Origin of the sequence: Streptomyces capitiformicae (assembly GCF_002214185.1) — a bacterium.
GTDB classification, from domain to species: domain Bacteria; phylum Actinomycetota; class Actinomycetes; order Streptomycetales; family Streptomycetaceae; genus Streptomyces; species Streptomyces capitiformicae.
Genome location: NZ_CP022161.1, coordinates 6,940,427 through 6,957,089, shown reverse-complemented (window position 1 = coordinate 6,957,089; position 16,663 = coordinate 6,940,427). Strand labels below are relative to the sequence as shown.

Annotated in this window: 13 protein-coding genes and 3 pseudogenes; 9 read left to right on the top strand and 7 right to left on the bottom strand. The window is 69.2% G+C overall.

Features of this window, described 5'->3' with window-relative positions:
• Window positions 1–263 precede the first annotated feature (263 nt).
• Window positions 264–965, top strand: a pseudogene (locus CES90_RS31085) (adenosylhomocysteinase); the annotation flags it as partial.
• A gap of 73 nt (window positions 966–1,038) precedes the next feature.
• Here CES90_RS31085 and CES90_RS31080 read toward each other — a convergent pair.
• From CES90_RS31080 to CES90_RS31070, 3 genes and pseudogenes are all read right to left on the bottom strand, one after another.
• Window positions 1,039–1,269, bottom strand: a pseudogene (locus CES90_RS31080) (MFS transporter); the annotation flags it as partial.
• A 307-nt stretch (window positions 1,270–1,576) separates the two neighbouring features.
• A pseudogene (locus tag CES90_RS31075) lies at window positions 1,577–2,743 on the bottom strand (ArgE/DapE family deacylase); the annotation flags it as partial.
• Window positions 2,744–2,775: 32 nt separating this feature from the next.
• Entirely contained in the window at window positions 2,776–4,074 is a 1,299-nt protein-coding gene (locus CES90_RS31070) for a PucR family transcriptional regulator (RefSeq protein WP_189786282.1), read from the bottom strand.
• A 128-nt stretch (window positions 4,075–4,202) separates the two neighbouring features.
• On the opposite strand from CES90_RS31070, the gene CES90_RS31065 reads away from it, so the two are divergent.
• From CES90_RS31065 to purU, 6 genes are all read left to right on the top strand, one after another.
• The gene (locus tag CES90_RS31065) at window positions 4,203–5,618 is read left to right on the top strand and encodes a carotenoid oxygenase family protein (protein ID WP_099970528.1); all 1,416 of its coding nucleotides are present in this window, start codon (window positions 4,203–4,205) and stop codon (window positions 5,616–5,618) included.
• Complete coding sequence (locus tag CES90_RS31060) at window positions 5,615–6,475, top strand: alpha/beta hydrolase (RefSeq protein ID WP_189786281.1); 861 nt, start codon at window positions 5,615–5,617, stop codon at window positions 6,473–6,475. Before CES90_RS31065 ends, CES90_RS31060 begins: the two co-directional genes overlap by 4 nt.
• A complete protein-coding gene (locus CES90_RS31055) occupies window positions 6,472–7,995 on the top strand; it encodes an aldehyde dehydrogenase family protein (RefSeq protein ID WP_189786280.1) in 1,524 nt (507 codons plus the stop codon). The genes CES90_RS31060 and CES90_RS31055 overlap by 4 nt, the downstream gene beginning before the upstream one ends.
• Entirely contained in the window at window positions 7,988–9,019 is a 1,032-nt protein-coding gene (locus tag CES90_RS31050; RefSeq protein WP_189786279.1) for an amidohydrolase family protein, read from the top strand. The genes CES90_RS31055 and CES90_RS31050 overlap by 8 nt, the downstream gene beginning before the upstream one ends.
• 62 nt (window positions 9,020–9,081) lie before the next feature.
• Window positions 9,082–10,344, top strand: coding sequence for an aminomethyl transferase family protein (locus CES90_RS31045; RefSeq protein ID WP_189786278.1), 1,263 nt, complete (start codon window positions 9,082–9,084; stop codon window positions 10,342–10,344).
• Window positions 10,345–10,368: 24 nt separating this feature from the next.
• Entirely contained in the window at window positions 10,369–11,226 is an 858-nt protein-coding gene (purU, locus tag CES90_RS31040; RefSeq protein WP_189786277.1) for a formyltetrahydrofolate deformylase, read from the top strand.
• Window positions 11,227–11,663: 437 nt separating this feature from the next.
• Here purU and CES90_RS31035 read toward each other — a convergent pair whose 3' ends face one another.
• The 4 genes from CES90_RS31035 to CES90_RS31020 are packed head-to-tail and all read right to left on the bottom strand — an operon-like array spanning window position 11,664 to window position 14,405.
• A complete protein-coding gene (locus CES90_RS31035; RefSeq protein ID WP_268257044.1) occupies window positions 11,664–12,293 on the bottom strand; it encodes a transposase family protein in 630 nt (209 codons plus the stop codon).
• Window positions 12,294–12,327: 34 nt separating this feature from the next.
• Window positions 12,328–13,107, bottom strand: a complete 780-nt coding sequence (locus CES90_RS31030; protein WP_189786275.1) for an N-acyl homoserine lactonase family protein — start codon at window positions 13,105–13,107, stop codon at window positions 12,328–12,330.
• Complete coding sequence (locus CES90_RS31025) at window positions 13,100–14,029, bottom strand: NAD(P)-dependent oxidoreductase (protein ID WP_189786274.1); 930 nt, start codon at window positions 14,027–14,029, stop codon at window positions 13,100–13,102. The genes CES90_RS31030 and CES90_RS31025 overlap by 8 nt, the downstream gene beginning before the upstream one ends.
• On the bottom strand, window positions 14,022–14,405 hold the full coding sequence (locus CES90_RS31020; RefSeq protein ID WP_189786273.1) for a carboxymuconolactone decarboxylase family protein: 384 nt from the start codon (window positions 14,403–14,405) through the stop codon (window positions 14,022–14,024). Before CES90_RS31020 ends, CES90_RS31025 begins: the two co-directional genes overlap by 8 nt.
• 154 nt (window positions 14,406–14,559) lie before the next feature.
• On the opposite strand from CES90_RS31020, the gene CES90_RS31015 reads away from it, so the two are divergent.
• Entirely contained in the window at window positions 14,560–15,234 is a 675-nt protein-coding gene (locus CES90_RS31015; protein WP_189786272.1) for a GntR family transcriptional regulator, read from the top strand.
• 108 nt (window positions 15,235–15,342) lie between these two features.
• Window positions 15,343–16,626 (top strand): aminomethyltransferase family protein, encoded by a 1,284-nt coding sequence (locus tag CES90_RS31010; RefSeq protein ID WP_208921468.1) that lies wholly within the window; start codon window positions 15,343–15,345, stop codon window positions 16,624–16,626.
• The last annotated feature ends 37 nt before the right edge of the window (window positions 16,627–16,663 follow it).

Genomic DNA, 16,663 nt, shown 5'->3' with positions numbered 1-16,663 from the left:
ACACCCGGGCCGCGTTCGGCTTGATCTGTACGGAGGCGGACTGGGGCCGCGAGGGCCGACCGGTGTAGCTTGGGACGGAGCCAGACGTCGCTGCTGATGGCGGTCGGGCGGTCCCAACGAGGACCGACCGAGGGAGAGAGGGCCTCCGACGGACTGCGCTGCGCGCACGCGGGCATGCCTGTGTCCTCTTCGGCACCCCTGTGTCCGCCGCCGCGCAGACCAGCCCTACCCACCCTCGACCCGACACCGAGGAGCAGCTCGCAATGACGACTGTCGAGAACCGACAGGACTTCAAGGTCGCCGACCTCTCCCTGGCCGACTTCGGCCGCAAGGAGATCACCCTCGCCGAGCACGAGATGCCCGGCCTGATGGCGATCCGCAAGGAGTACGCCGAGGCACAGCCCCTCGCCGGCGCCCGCGTCACCGGCTCCCTGCACATGACCGTGCAGACCGCCGTCCTCATCGAGACCCTGGTCGCCCTCGGCGCCGAGGTCCGCTGGGCCTCCTGCAACATCTTCTCCACCCAGGACCACGCCGCCGCCGCCATCGCCGTCGGCCCCAACGGCACTGTCGACAACCCGCAGGGCGTCCCGGTCTTCGCCTGGAAGGGCGAGACCCTGGAGGAGTACTGGTGGTGCACGGAGCAGGCGCTGACCTGGCCGAACAGCCCCACCGGCGGCCCCAACATGATCCTCGACGACGGCGGTGACGCCACCCTCCTCGTCCACAAGGGCGTCGAGTACGAGAAGGCCGGCAAGGTCCCCGCCGTCGACACCGCCGAGAACGACGAGCACCGCGTCATCCTCGAACTCCTGAACCGCACCATCACCGACGGCTCCCAGAAGTGGACCCAGCTCGCCTCGGAGATCCGCGGCGTCACCGAGGAGACCACCACCGGCGTCCACCGCCTGTACGAGATGCAGCGCGACGGCGACCTCGCGCAGCACGGTGTTGCGGTGAGTGAAGAGCCGCTCGGCGGTGCGCGTGGTGCTGCATTGCTCACGGAGGTAGGTGTCCAGGGGCTGGCGGGCCTTGCAGGAGTGACAGCGGCGTCACGATCGCCGCGCCGACACCCTGCACGGCGCGGGCGGCGATCAGCTCGCTCATGCCCGGAGCCAGCGCGGCGGCGGCCGAAGCTGCGGTGAAGATCCCGAGTCCGAGGACGAACAGTCTGCGGCGCCCGAAACGGTCTCCCAGAGAGGCACCGAACATCAGCAGCACCGCGAAAGTGAGGGTGTAGGCGCTCACCGTCCATTCGAGGTCTTCGATGGTGTTATGTGACCTGTACGGGTGTCTCAGACCTAGGGTGTCTCAGGCAGCGCTTCTTTGACGGGACTGGCCTTGGAGAACATCGGTACAGCCTTGGTGCTGAGATTGATCATGGTTCTGAGCTGAGATGGCCCACTGCGGACACCGAGTAGACGGTCTCGGCGTGACCGCCAACATCTCCGCGTGTGCGGAGACCTCACGCGGCTGTGCCCCCGGAAGAAGCCGCTTGGGTTCCACCGGTCGCCCGGTCGGCGGAACCCGCCTGTCATGGGCTGGGAGCAGGCGGTAAGGGACGGTGTCGGTGGTACTACTTGGTGCCGACTGCGCGCAGTGTGGCGAGCATCAGTGCCCGGGTGACGGTGACGATGTCGCTGACGTGGATCTGTTCCTGCGGGCCGTGCGCGAGGCGTACATCGCCGGGGCCGTACTGCAGCGTGGGGATACCCGTCCCCGAGTACAACCGCAGATCGCTGCCGTAGGGGGCGCCTCGCTCCGGCGGTCACGGGCCGCCGGTGACGTCGGCGTGCGCGTCGCCTACCAGGGCTGCGAGCTGGTGTCCGGCGGGCAGCCGTCCGCTGGCGAACTGGCCTCCGGGCCACGTCACCGTGGCGGGGTGAGAGCGCAGCCACGGGTCGTCCGCGCAGGCTTCGGCCACGCACGCCTCCAGTTCGGTGCGCGCCTGGGCCGGATCCTCGCCCAGCTGGACACCCAGTCTTCCCTCGGCCACCAGCAGGTCGGGCACGCTGCTGGCCCAGTCGCCGGCCCGGACGGTGCCCACGGACAGCGGGTAGGCAATGGGGCATTCGGTCATCAGGGGGTCTGTGCCGGTGTTGCGGCGGGCTTCGAGACGGGCGAGCGCGCGGTGGATGGGCAGGTATGCGTCGATGGCGCTCATGCCCGCGTACCGGGTGCTGCCGTGGGTGGCGCGGCCGGGTACCTTGATGCGGAAAGTCAGGGCGCCGGCGTTCGCGGTCATGAGGGTGCCGCTGGTCGGTTCCGTGATGATGCAGGCGGCACCGGTGTGGCCTCGTTCGAGGGTGCCGAACGCTCCTAGCCCTCCGTCCTCCTCGCTGACGACGAAGTGCGTGGCCACTTGGCCGCGCAGCTTCGCGTCCACGCTGCGTATCGCGGCCAGGGCTGCGAGGATCGCCACCACGCCGGCCTTCATGTCGCACGCTCCCCGGCCATGCACCACGTCTGCGCCGGCCCGAGGACGGAAGGGGTCTCCCTCCCATTGCGCCAAGTCCCCGGGAGGGACGACGTCGACATGGCCCTGAACAACCAGGATCGGCCCGTCGCCCTGCTGCTGCGTGCCTCCCACCAGGCCCCATGCCTCCGTGCGCGGGGCTTCGCCGCCCGGGAAGCGGGGGTGCGCACGCAGCTCGGGCAGGTTCATGGACCACAGGTCGACATCGAGATCCAACCGCTCCAGGTGCCGGGCCAGGATGTGCTGCAGCTCGGACTCCGCGGCACTCTGGCTTTACGATCGTACAGTCGCCTCTCCTGTCAGGATGGGTGTCCGGCCACTGCCAGCCGCAGCGCGAGGTGGGTCTCCAGGGTCCGTTCGGCGGCCGTCCGTCCCAGCAGTTCCTCGGCCCGGCGCAGCCGGTAGACCACCGTGTTGCGGTGGACGTGCAGCGCCTCGGCGGCCCGCACGAGGCTGCTGCCCCGGTCGAGGTAGGCGAGCAGGGTGGCGCGCAGGTCGGCCGTGGCGCGGTCAGGGGCGGCGAGGGCGCCCAGCTCCTCCGTGACGAACCAGGCGGCGCGTTCGGAGTCGGTGGATGAAAGGGAGATCAGGGCCACCTCGTCGTAACGGGTCACCGGCTCGGATGGGTGGGACCGAAGGGCCGCGCGCCGGGCGTCGAGCGCGGCGAGGTGTGTGCGCCGGAAACCGGCCGGGCCGCGGGCGCTGCGGCCGACCGCGAGCCGGACGCCGGTAGCGCCGTCGACGCACGCCATGGTCAGCGCGCCGGCGTCCAGCGGGCGGGGCGAAGTGGCCCACGCCCAGAGCGTGGTGGCGTCCGCCTCGACACTGAGCAGGTCGGCGGCATGCAGCGCCACGGCGGCGGAATGCAGGCCTTTTTCGAGCAGGTGCCGGGCGTCCTCGGGGCGCGCACCGGCCCGGGACGCCGGCTTTCCGAGCCAGGCCACCAGGCCCAGGTGGTGAGCCGTCAGGTCCTTCTCCAGGACCCGGCCGGCCGCGGCGGCGTCCACGCTCTCGCCGTCCAGCAGCGAGCGGATCACACCCCGCTGGTCGGCCAGCCTGCGGGCGAGGAGCCGCCGGCTCTGGCCGAGGTGCTCGACGGTGATCGCGTCGGTCGTCTTGTCGAAGAAGGCATTGACCACTTCGGTCAGTTCCCGTGTCACCGGCGCGCGACGCGAGGCCGGCAGCAGGGCCTCGGCCTCGTCCAGCAGGGCCCCCGTGCACACCCGCCGTACGATCCGCAGCCCTTCGACGATCCTCTCGTAGGAGATCCCCTCTCCCGCCAGGTAGGCGGTGATGGCCACCTCGCCCGCGTTGAGCGAGAAGGTCCTGGCCCGGCCGCCGAGGGTCAGCAGGAGTTCCAGCACCATGTTCTCGATCGCGGGCGCCAGCCGGGAGGCGAGCGGCATGCGCCGCTCCTCGGGAATGTTCGGGAGCACCTCGCCCATCGCCTGGCGGGCCAGTGCCACCGCCCACCGGACCGGTGCGGGTCCGAGCTCCGCCACCACCGGCTCGGTCACCGCCGCGTCGCAGGCAGGCTCGTCGCCCGGTGGTGCGGACAACCCGAGGACGAGCCCCGACAGGAATTGCGCTTTGGCCACCAACACAGTCGTGATTGTACGAAACATACACGGGCCTTCGCGTTTTTGGATTCCCGGCCCAGTGACCGGGCCGGTACCCGGCTCGACGATCGGGAGCGCACCGCAGACGTACGGAAGGCATCCCCCTGATGACGAGCACCGAACCGCAGCGCCCCACCGCCGGGGCCGGCTCCCAGCAGCCAGGCAACCAGTTCCTGAAGGGGCCGTTCGCCCCGGTTGACCAGGAGATCACCGTTCATGACCTGAAGGTGACGGGCACGATCCCGGCCGAGCTGAACGGCCGCCTGCTGAGGGTCGGCCCCAATCCGATCGACCCCGAGGACCCGGTGACGTACAACTGGTTCTCCGGCAACGGCATGGTGCACGGGGTCCGGCTCCGGGACGGTCGTGCCGAGTGGTACCGCAATCGCTTTGTACGCGACGACCAGGTCACCGCCAGCCGCGGCTGGCCGAAGACCCCCGGCCCGGAGGCCCCCGCCCCGGGCCCGGCCTATGTGGTGCGGCAGACGGCCAACACCAACGTCCTCTCCCAGGGCGGCCACACGTTCGCGTTCATGGAGGGCGGACAGCTCCCCTATGAGCTGACGTACGAGCTGGAGACGATCGCCCGCTCCAACTTCGAGAACACGTGGAACGGCGCCTGGACCGGTCACCCGCACCGCGACGCCACCACCGGCGAACTGCACGGTGTGGCCTACCGCTGGGACTGGAACTTCGCCCAGTACGTGGTGCTGGACATCGCCGGCCGGGTCCGCAGGACGGTGGACGTGCCGCTCGAAGGCCGTCCGATCATCCACGACATGGCGCTCAGCTCGCGCTACTGCGTCTTCTACAACGGCCCCGTCCAGGCCCATCCGGGCATGCTGGAGAAGGGCTACGACTTCCCCTACGCGTGGGACTTCGACCACCGTCCGGCCTGGGCCCTGCTGCCCCGGGAGGGCAGCGCCGACCAGGTCGTGTGGTGCGAGACGGAACCGGCCGCCGTCTTCCACATCCTCGGCGCCTTCGACCTGCCGGACGGACGGGTCGCGGTCGACGTGTGCAGCAACGAGCGTCTCTTCCACACCGACCCCACCGGTCCCACAGACACACCGTCCCGACTGGACCGCTACTTCCTCGACCCGGCCACCGGTCGCTGCACGGTCAGGCGGCTCGACGACACCCCGCAGGAGATGCCCCGCCTGGACGAGCGGCTCATCGGTGTGGGTGAACACCGCTACGGCTACTTCTCCTCGCGCGCCAAAAACGCCGACAGTGCCCTGCTCAAACAGGACCTGCTGCGCGGCACCTCCGAGTCGTACACCTACGGACCCGGCCGCTTCGGCATGGAGGCCGTCTTCGTGCCGCGGACCGCCGACTCGGCGGAGGACGACGGCTGGCTGATGACCTACGTCTCCGACCTCGCCAACGGCAACGCCGAGGTCCTGATCCTGCACTCCCAGGACCTGTCGGGCGGCCCGGTCGCCCGCATCCACATCCCGCAGCGCGTACCGCTGGGCTTCCACGGCAACTGGGTGCCCGACGAGGACCTGGAGGGCAAGTGACCACCCGTCATGAGGCGGTCATCCGGAGCACGCCCGCCGAGGTGACCCCGGAGCTGATCCAGGGCATGTGGGCATTGTTCGCGCGAGACCACCGGGAACGCGGCTACGAGGCACCGGTGGTCGTCACCGACGAGTCGTACGGCACTCATCCGAGGCAGCGGCTCGACGTCCATCGGGCGTTCGAGCCGCCGGCCGGCGCGCCGGTGCTGCTGTTCGCGCCCGGCGGCGGCTTCGTCGCCGGGGACAAGGACACCGCCGGTTTCCCGTTCTACCGCCATATCGGCCGCTGGGCGGCGGACCGCGGGCTCGTCGCCGTGACCATGAACTACCGGCTCGCCCCGGAGCACCGATGGCCCGCCGGGGCGCAGGACGTCGCCGACGCGGTGGCCTGGGTGCGGGCGAACATCGCGGAGCACGGGGGCGATCCGGAGCGGATCGTGCTCGTCGGGCACTCTGCGGGAGCCGCCCACGTGGCCGGATACCTGGCCTGCCACGGCGGTACGCGACCCCGGGTGGCCGCGGCCGGCCTGCTGTCGGGCATCTACGACCTGCGTGAGCTCCGGCAGAACGAACTGCTGCGCTCCTACTACGGCTCCGATCCCGCGGAACTCCCCGCCCGCGAGGCGCTGCCCGGGCTGCGTGACTGCGCCATCCCGCTGCTGGCCTGTGTGGCCGAGCTCGACCCCCCGGACTTCCATGCCCAGGCCGAGGCGGTACGGGACTTCGTCTCCTCCTTCGTGCACGTCACGGGCCACAACCACATCTCCGAGATCGTCGCCCTCGGCGTCGACGACGCCCCGCTCGGCGAGCCGCTGCTGCGGTTCATCGAGGAATACGCCGTGAGGAGCACCGCATGAGCGCGACCCGCGCATCCGTCCTGGTCGGCGGCGAGGAGGTCACCACCGGGTTCGCGCCGGTGCTCAATCCGGCGCGGATCAGCGAGGTCGTCGGCGAGTTCGCCCTGGGCGGGGCCGGGGAGATCGACCTCGCGGCCCGCGCGGCGGCGTCCGCCTTCCCCGGCTGGGCCGCGCTGAGCCCGGCCGAGCGTGCCGCGTACCTGGTGAAGGCCGCCGACGCGCTGGAGGCCGAGGTTCCCGAGCTGGCCGCGCTGCTCACCCGCGAGGTGGGCAAGGTGCTGCACGAGTCGTACGGCGACGCGGGCGGCGCGCCCCGGCTGCTGCGGTACTTCGCGGGGCTGGCCGAGGACATCGCCGCCGCCGAGGAACCGGCCGAACTCCCTTGGCCGGGCCGCGCGGTGACCCGGCATGTGCCGATGGGCCCGGTCGGGGTCATCGCGCCGTGGAACACCCCGGTGTTCCTGGCGTTCATGTCGATCGGCCCGGCCCTGATGGCGGGCAACCCGGTGATCGTCAAGCCGCCGGAGGAGGCTCCGCTGGCCCTGAGCCGGGCCGTCGCGGTACTCGCCGACGCCCTCCCGTCCGGAGTCGTCGGCCGCGTACCCGGGCTCGGCCCGGACGCGGGTGCCGCGCTGTCCGAACATCCCGCCGTGCGGCGGCTGATGTTCACCGGCTCGGTCGCGACCGGGTCCCGAGTGCTGGCGTCCGCCGCGCCGACCATCAAGAACGTCACGCTCGAACTCGGCGGAAACGACCCGGCGTTGGTTCTGCATGACGCGGTCATCGACGAGACGATGCTCCGCGAGCTGGTCGCCGGCGTGTTCGGCCTCAGCGGGCAGATCTGCTACAACGTTAAGCGGATCTACGTCCACCGCAGCCGCCTCGCCGAATTCACCGACGGGTTCACGGAGTTGGTCTCGCGGATCCGGGTGGGCGAGGGCAGCGACCCCCGGGCCACCATCGGGCCGGTCACCACCCGTGCCCAGTACCACCGCGTGCTCGCCCTGCGCGACGCCACCGCGGCCGCCGGCGCCAAGGTCACCGTCGTCGGCGAGCAGTTGGACCCCTTCGGCTGGAACGAGGGCTACTTCATCCTCCCGAGCGTCGTCACGGACATCGCTCCCGACGCGCCGCTGGTCACCGAGGAGCAGTTCGGGCCCATCGTGCCGATCCTGCCCTTCGACGACGAGGAGGAAGCCGTCCGGCTGGCCAACTCGACCGACTACGGCCTGGCCGCGTCCGTCTGGTCCGCCGACACCGACCGCGCCTGGGCACTGGCCCGCCGCCTGGAGGCCGGGACCGCCTTCGTCAACGTCCACCGCGTAGGCGCCTCGCCGATGTCCGTGCCGTTCGGCGGCATCAAGCACAGCGGCATCGGCCGCACCCACGGCCTGACCTCCGTCCTGGAGTGCATGGAACAGCAGGCCGTGGTCACCTACGACGACCCGTCGCTGCTGCCCGGCACCGACCACTGGAACACCCTGCTGCGCGCCGCGGAAGGAGCCGACGACCATGCCTGACTACGCACGCATCGCCACCGAGGAGGCGTTCGCTCCGCCGGAACTCCTCGATCTGTGGCGGGACATGATCAAGCGGAACGATCACGGCGACCCGGGATTCGACAGCCTGATGGGCTTCTACGTCAACCACCGAAGCGCACGCACCGACTTCATCCTCGAACGCCTCCCCGACCTCGGCGAGCGACGGCTGGCCGACATGGACGCCGCGGGCGTCGACCGCCAGGTCATCTCGCTCACCTCCCCCGGCACGCAGATCCTGCCGCGGTCCGAGGCGGTCGCCATCGCCGAACTCGCCAACAACCGGCTCGCCGAGGCGATCCGCAGCCACCCCGACCGCTTCAGCGGCCTCACCGCCGTCGCCCCACAGGACCCGGAGCACGCCGCCCGCGAGATCGAACGCGGCCATCGTGACCTGGGGCTGAAGGGCGTCATCATCAACTCGCACACCCGAGGCGAGTACTTGGACGACCCCAAGTTCTGGCCCATCTTCGAGGCGGCCGAGGCCCACGACACCCCGATCTACCTCCACCCCAACACGCCTTCCCCCGCGATGATCGGGCCACTGCTGGAAGCGGGTCTGGACGGCGCGATCTACGGCTTCGCCGTCGAGACCGGCATGCACCTGCTGCGCATCATCACTTCCGGCGTCTTCGACCGCTTCCCACGCCTCAAGATCGTCGTCGGACACCTCGGCGAAGCCCTTCCGTTCTGGCTCTACCGCCTGGACTACATGCACGAGGCCACCGTCCGCGCCAAGCGCTACCCCGTCATCAAGCCCCTCCAGCGCAAGGTCAGCGACTACCTGCGGGAGAACGTCTGGGTCACCACCAGCGGCATGCCCTGGGCCCCCGCGATCATGTTCTGCCGCGAAGTCCTCGGAGCCGGCCGGGTGCTGTACGCCATGGACTACCCGTACCAGTACGCCCCGGACGAGGTCACCGCCCAGGACGACCTCCCGCTCGGCACCGCCGGGCTGAAGGCCTTCTTCCAGACCACCGCCGAGAATCTCTTCCAGCTCCGCTGAGCCCAGAACGCCCAGAGCCCGCACCAATCCCAAGGGACGACATGAAATACACCGTCAGCAGCATGCGCACTCCACCGGAGGGCTACGCCTGGAGCCGGTTCGGACAGCCCGAGTACACCGACTGGCTCGACGAGAGCATGTCCTGGAAGGACGCCTGCTACATCGGGGACTGGTCGTTCCTGTGGCAGCACCGGATCACCGGCCCCGACGCGCTCACCATGCTCGGCGACATCACCGTCAACACCCTCGCGAACTTCGCCCTCGGCCAGTCCAAGCACGCCATCCACACCAACCAGGACGGCAAGGTCATCCACGAGGGCATCCTCACCCGCTTCGGCGACGAGGAGTTCATGCTGCACGGCCGCGGTGGCTTCTGGGTCCGCAACTACCTGGGCACGACCGACTACGACGTCAAGGTGGAGCGGGACGACTGGTTCATCCTCCAGGTCTCCGGCCCCAATTCGGTGAAGCTCCTCGAAAAGGTCTCGGGCTCATCGAACCTGCGCGAGACCAAGTTCATGTGGGTCAACTCCCTGAAGATCGCCGACCACGAGTTGTACGCGCTGCGGCAAGGCATGGCCGGGGAAATCGGCTTCGAGCTCCAGGGCCCCATGGCCGCCAAGCAGGACGTCTACGACGCCATCCTCGAGGCCGGCCAGGAGTTCGGGATCCGCAAGCTCGGTGCCCGCGCCACCATGATCAACCACCTGGAGGCGTGCTTCCCGACCATCGCCACCGACTACATCCCTGCCATCTTCGACGAGGACATGAAGAGCTACCGCGAGTTCTTCACCTCCTCCATGCCGTCCTTCGCGCAGCCGGCCTACATCGCCGGTTCCTACGACGGCGCCGAGATCAGCGACTACTACCGCAGCCCGGTGGAGCTGGGCTGGGCCCGCAACATCAACTTCGACCACGACTTCCTGGGCCGCGAGGCGCTGGAGGCGGAGAAGGCCGCGCCCCGGCGCGTCATGCGGACCCTGGTGTGGAACGGCAACGACGTGGCGGACGTCTTCGCGTCGATGTTCCGACCGGGCGAGCACTACCCGTTCATGGACATGCCCCGTGACCAGCGCGGCTTCATGTGGGCGGACAAGGTCACCGCCGGCGACGACCTCGTTGGGATCGCCACCTCCCGCGGCTACAGCTACTACTACCGGCAAATGCTCTCGCTATGCACTGTCGACGTCGCGCACAGCGAGCCGGGCACCCAGGTCACCGTCCACTGGGGAGAGCCCGGCGGACCGCAGAAGGCGATCCGGGCGACCGTCGCCGCCGCGCCCTACAAGCCCGACCGGCGCCGCGCCGACCTGCATCAAGCGTGACCCCGGAAAGGAACGGCGACCGTCATGTCCACCGCTTTCACTCTAAAGTTCGCCTGCGACGACCGGCCCGGCATCGTCAGCCGGGTCACCACGGGCCTCGCCGCGATCGGCTGCAACATCCAGGAGGCCAGCCACTTCAACGATCAGCTCACCGGCCGGTTCTTCTGCCGACTCGCCTTCACCGTCCCGGCCGGAGTGACCGAAACCACCGTCCGGGAGAACGTCTCCGACGGTCTCACCCAGCTGGCAGCCACTTGGTCGGTGACCGGGGACCGGTCCCGTATGCGGGTCCTCATCATGGCCTCGAAGCTCGATCACTGCCTCGCGGACCTGCTCTACCGGTGGCGTATCGGCGAGTTGCCGATGGATGTGGTCGGCGTGGTGTCCAACCATCCCCGCGAGGTCTACCAGCACATCGACCTGTCCGACGTCCCGTTCCATCACCTGCCGGTGACCAAGGAGAACAAGCCGGAGCAGGAAGCCAAACTGCTCGCGATCGTCGACGAGTATGAGGTCGACCTCGTGGTCCTCGCCCGCTACATGCAGATCCTGTCGGACGAGCTGTCCGCCAGCCTGGCAGGCCGCTGCATCAACATCCACCACTCGTTCCTGCCGGGCTTCAAGGGCGCCAAGCCCTACCACCAGGCGTACGAGCGCGGGGTGAAGCTGATCGGGGCGACAGCGCACTACGTCACCGGCGACCTAGATGAGGGCCCGATCATCGCCCAGGACGTCGAGCCCGTCACCCACCGGGACACGCCCGAGCAACTGGTCCGCAAGGGGCGGGACATCGAGCGGCGCGTGCTGGCCAGGGCTGTCCGCCATCATCTGGAGAGCCGAGTGCTCCTCAACGGACGTACGACCGTGGTCTTTCCGGACTGACGGTTCCGTTGCGGGCGCCGCCTGGAGCAGCGCCCGCAACAGTCCGTCCTGGCCTCCGAGCAACGGCAACGCGGTGCAGCCGTGCTCCTGGCAGAGGCGGTGGAAGGTCTCCTCCGTGCGACGTCGGCGACCATCCGCCTCGGGACGACATCGCCTTGCTGCTGGCCCGCACGGGCGCGGTGCCGCCGGAGAACGTCGCGACGTGGGAGTTCCCCGCGGACCCGGCCGTCGTGGCCGACGCCCGTGATGCGACCGCCTGCCAGCTCGCATCGTAGTGCGGGACACCGGGAGCATCCGAGCGAAACTGACGACTGCTGCGACGGTGACGACGACGTGCATCACCATCAAAGGCGGCACCCCAGGAGGCGCCGAGCCCGACGCGTCGAGAACTCCGGGGCTCCGCCATCGTGACGTTGCAGGTGAGGCGGGTGGCGTATTCACGCAGATCGCGGGCGGCTGCCGACGCTCTCGATCATCGGTCGTAAGTTGATCTCGAGGTGCGTCAGTACGAGGAGCGCGCGCAGGAGGTCGGTGGCGCGGGCGGGGTCGGTGCCGAGCTTGGTGAGCGTGTGACTCGCCTTGACGTCGGCGAAGCTGTGCTCGACGGGAGCGCGACCGGCGGCCAGGAGCCGGTTGGCGTCCTTCTGACCGTCGGTGAGCTTGCGCGCGCGGGTGGCCTTGTAGGCGGTGACGACGACCGGGGCGTCGGTGTTGTCGTCCAGGTCGAGGAAGCCGAGGTCGGGCAGGGCGCCGAGGCCAGCGGCCCGCAGGTGTTTGAGGATGGGGTCGAGGCGAGCGGCGGTGATGTCGTGGGTGTGTCCGGGGCGGGCCGCGAAGATCCAGTTCAGGCGGCCCTGCTCGTCGGTCAGCGCGAGGAAGTGCAGGCCGTGACGTCGGTGTTTTCCCGAGTAGTTGGGCCGGTTGTCGCGTCCGCTGCCGCGCACGGTGGCCACCAGGGTGCCGTCAATCAGGACAACCTCGCCGCCCCGCTTGGCGCTCGGGCAGTCGCCTATCAACCGGTTCGGACAGTCGGGACACCGAGGCCTTGGCGAACTCGGCGAGCACACTCACGGTGCAAGTCATCCGCGATATCCCGGTCCTCTAGAGCAGGCGGCAGACGGTGTCCGTGAAGTAGGGAGTGAAGCGGGTCATGACGTCAGGGTCGTGGCCGGCCACGACCCTGACGCCCTGCTGTTCCAGCTCCCGGATGCGGTCGTAGGCCCGGTACATCGCGGGCACGTCGGCCACGATCCCGAAGGGACGGTCCCGTTCGTACTCCTCGTACGTGTGGATCGCGTCGGAAGCCAGCGCCACGGTGCCGCCCGCCCCGCGCACCAGGACGACGAGCTGACCGGGAGTGTGTCCGCCGACCTCCAAAAGCTCGACGCCCGGAGCCAGTTGATACGTCTCCTCGACGAGGGTCAGCCTGCCCGTCGTGCGCAGACTCGAGAGATGGCGGAGTTCCGCGGTCTCCGTGGGGATCGCGAAGTGCCCCCGGACCGCGAACGGCCCCTGCCAGAACTCGTGTTCGCGGCGGCTCATCACCACCTCGGCGGAGGGGAAGCGGGCGAGGTTGCCGATGTGGTCGTAGTGGGCATGCGTCACGACCACCGTGCGCACCGTCGACGCGTCCACGCCGAGTCGGCCCAGCAGTTCCATCGGATCGGCCAGGACCTCGCGTCCCCGACGCCTGCCTACCTCGGGGGCGAAGCCGGTGTCGACCACGATGGTTCCGGCGGGGCCACGGATTACCCAGAAGTAGTAGTCCATCGTGACGTCGTCGTCGGGCTCGCCGTATCCGGCGTAGTTCAGGTAGAAGGCGCTCCGCCGCAGCCTGTGACGGCCGAAGCGGACGGCGAAGGCCTCCCAGGAGTCAGTCACCGACGTGCGAGGCGGCGCGGATGCTGACACCGTGACGTGCCTCCAGCGGGCGGACGATCTCTGTGTGGTCGGCATCGGGCGCCAGTTCGGCAGCCAGTTCGCGCCAGCGTGCCTGCACCGCCTCGGCGAGCGGCAGCTCGACGGCCAGGTCCTTGCCGAGCAGAGTGGCGATTCCGACGTCCTTCGCCATGAGCGCCGCGGTGAAGCCGGAGTCGAAGGTCCCGGTCAGCACGAACTTGGGAAACTTGGCCTCGGTGGAGCCGCTGCGACCACTCGCCGAGTTGACTACGGCGAGTGCGGTGGCCGGGTCCATGCCGAAGCGTGTCGCGACGGTCATGGCCTCTGCGGTGATGAGCATGCTGCACGCCGACATCAGGTTGTTCAGCGCCTTGATGGCGTGTCCGGCACCGACTGGGCCGACGTGCACGATCGACGAACCGAGCGGTTCGAGGAGCGGCCGGACCCGCTCGTACTGCTCCGCCGTCCCACCCACCATGAGGGTCAGCGTGCCGGCCACGGCACCGCCGACGCCGCCGGAGACCGGCGCGTCGACGAGTTCGATGCCCGACTCGGCCAGACGCGGGGCGAGTCGGCGTGTGCGGCCCGGCTCGGAGGAGCTCATGTCGATGATCCGCCTGCAGCGGGCGCCGGACCGCACGGCGGCGGCGATGCGCTCAGCGACCTGGTCCACGATGTCGCTGTTGGGCAGCATCAGGATGATGTCCTCGGCCGCGTCCGCCAGTTCGTCGACCGACGCCACCGGGGTCAGTCCGTCCGCCGCGAGAGCGACCCGGAGCCGTTCGTCGACGTCGTAGCCGTGGACGGCGTAGCCGGCCGAGACCAGGCGTCGGGCCATCGGGGCGCCCATCTTGCCGAGTCCGGCAAGGGCGGCGGCCCGCGTCTTCTCGGGCAACTCACTCATCTCCCAGCTCCGCGATGACCTGCTGCGCGGCGCGCGAGGCCTCCAGCGCGGCCGGGACCCCGCAGTAGATGGCCGCCTGGAGCAGCACTTCCTGGATCTGCTCCACGGCGCAGCCGTTGTTGAGCGCTCCGCGTACGTGCAGCCGCAGTTCGTCGGGCTTGCCCAGCGCCGTCAGCATCCCGATGTTGAGCAGGCTCCGGGTGGCCGGTTCGAGGCCGGGACGAGTCCAGACCGCTCCCCAGCAGTACTCGGTGACGAGGTCCTGGAGCGGCCGGCTGAAGGGGCTCGCGTTGGCGCGCGAGCGGTTGACGTGCTCGTCGCCGAGCACTTGACGCCGCATGGCGTCACCCGCGGCCAGCCGATCGGTCGTATCCATGTGAGCAGTCACGCCAGTGCCTTCCGGTCAGCGGTTCGATGGCAGCACGATAACCGAGATCTGGACTGAAAGCAGATAGCAGCTGTCAGACAAAGCGCGAAAGATGTCACCTAGCGGCTGTCGGACAGCTGTGGACCTCACGTATCCTCGGCGCATGACCGACATGCAGGTGCAACGACATGCCCCCATCCGCGAGCAGGTCGCGAACATCCTGCGGGACGCCATCGTCGATCAGCGGCTGACACCCGGGCAGCTGCTCGTCGAACGCGAGCTGTGCGAGATGACCTCGGCCAGCCGCGCCTCGGTGCGCGAGGCTCTACGGCAGTTGCAGGCCGAAGGGCTGGTCGAGTCGCACAACGGCCGCGGTACCAGCGTCACGGTCATCTCCACCGCGACCGCCCGGCACGTCTATCAGGTGCGGTCATCCCTCGAGGGACTGGCCGCCCGGCTCTTCGCCGAGCACGCGAGCGACCAGGACCGGGCCGCCTTCCGGGCGGCCGTCACCGAGCTGGCCGAGGAGACCGCGAAGGGTGCGGACGCCGCCGCTCTCCTGAAGGCCAAGTCCAGGGCGTACGACGTGTTGTTCCGGGGTTGCGGCAATCCCGTCCTGCACCAGACCGTGCAGACGCTCCAGCATCGCGTGACCCGGCTGAGGGCGCTGACTCTCGCCCAGGAAGGCCGGGCGGAGCGCAGCGCGGACGAGGTGACCGCGATCGCGGACGCCGTCGACGCACGCGACGGAGAGGCGGCCCAGGCCGCCGCCATGACTCATGTCGAGGAGGCCGCGCGCGTCATGCTCGCGGCCGCCGAGGGCCCGCCTTCGCACTGAGTCCGGAGCGGGGCCCTGTCGTGGCCCCTTGCACCCACCCATTGTCTGACAGCTGCTAGCTGTTCTATACATAGCCGAACGCATGAATCGTGAAGAAGGGTGCACCACATGACTTTCACAGTGGCGGGAATGCGCACTCCGCCGACGACCTACGCATGGAGCCGCTTCGGCGCCCCCGAGTACACCGACTGGCTCGACGAGTCGATGTCGTGGAAGGAGACCTGCTACATCGGCGACTGGTCGTTCCTGTGGCAGCACCGGATCAGCGGACCGGACGCGATCAGGCTGCTGGCGGACACCTCGGTGAACAGTTTCTCCGTGTTCCATCAGGGGCAGTCGAAGCACGCCATCCACACGAACCGCGACGGCAAGGTCATCCACGAGGGGATCGTCACCAAGTTCGGCGACGACGACTACGTCATGCACGGCCGCGGTGGCTTCTGGGTGAATTACCAGCTGTCCAAGGGTGGGTACGACGCGAAGATCACCCAGGAGGACTGGTTCATCTTCCAAGTGTCGGGTCCCAACGCGGTACGGGTGCTCGACCGGCTGGCCGGGGAGAACCAACTCCGGGACACCAAGTACATGCATGTCACCCCGCTCAGGATCGCGGGACACGACATTTGGGCCCTGCGCCAGGGCATGGCCGGGGAAATCGGTTTCGAGCTCCAGGGGCCCCGCGAATTCGGCGACAAGGTGCATGCCGCGGTAATGGAGGCGGGGCAGGAATTCGGTATTCGGCGGCTGGGCGCCCGCGTCACGATGATCAATCACCTGGAGGCCTGTTTTCCCACGATCGCCACGGATTACATTCCGGCGATCTTCGACGAGGACATGGCCGAGTACCTGGAAATCTTCCGGAGTTCGATGCCCGCTTACGCGCAGCCGGCATATATCGCGGGGAGTTTCGACGGCAGAGACATTTCGGAGTACTACCGCAGTCCTGTAGAGCTCGGCTGGGGCAGGAACATCAAGTTCGACCACGACTTCCTGGGGCGGGCCGCGCTCGAACCGGAGAAGGCGCAGCCGAGACGGGTCATACGCACGCTCGAATGGGACGCGGAGGACATCGAGGACGTCTATGCGTCACTGTTCCGGCCCGGCGCCAACTACCCGTTCATGGACATGCCCCGGGACCAGCGCGGGTTCATGTGGGCGGACAAAGTGACAGCAGACGGCGACCTCGTCGGCGTGGCCACCTCACGCGGTTACAGCTACTACTTCCGCAAGATGCTCTCGCTGGCCACGATCGAGGTGGCGCACGCGGACATCGGCACCTCGCTCACCGTGCACTGGGGCAATCCGGAGGGACCTCAGAAGCCCATCCGCGCCACCGTCGCACCGGCTCCCTACAAGCAGGACCGGAGCCGGATCGATCTGCATTCCGCCTGAGCCCAGACAGCCATTGCGCCGCCAAGGCCCACCCTGC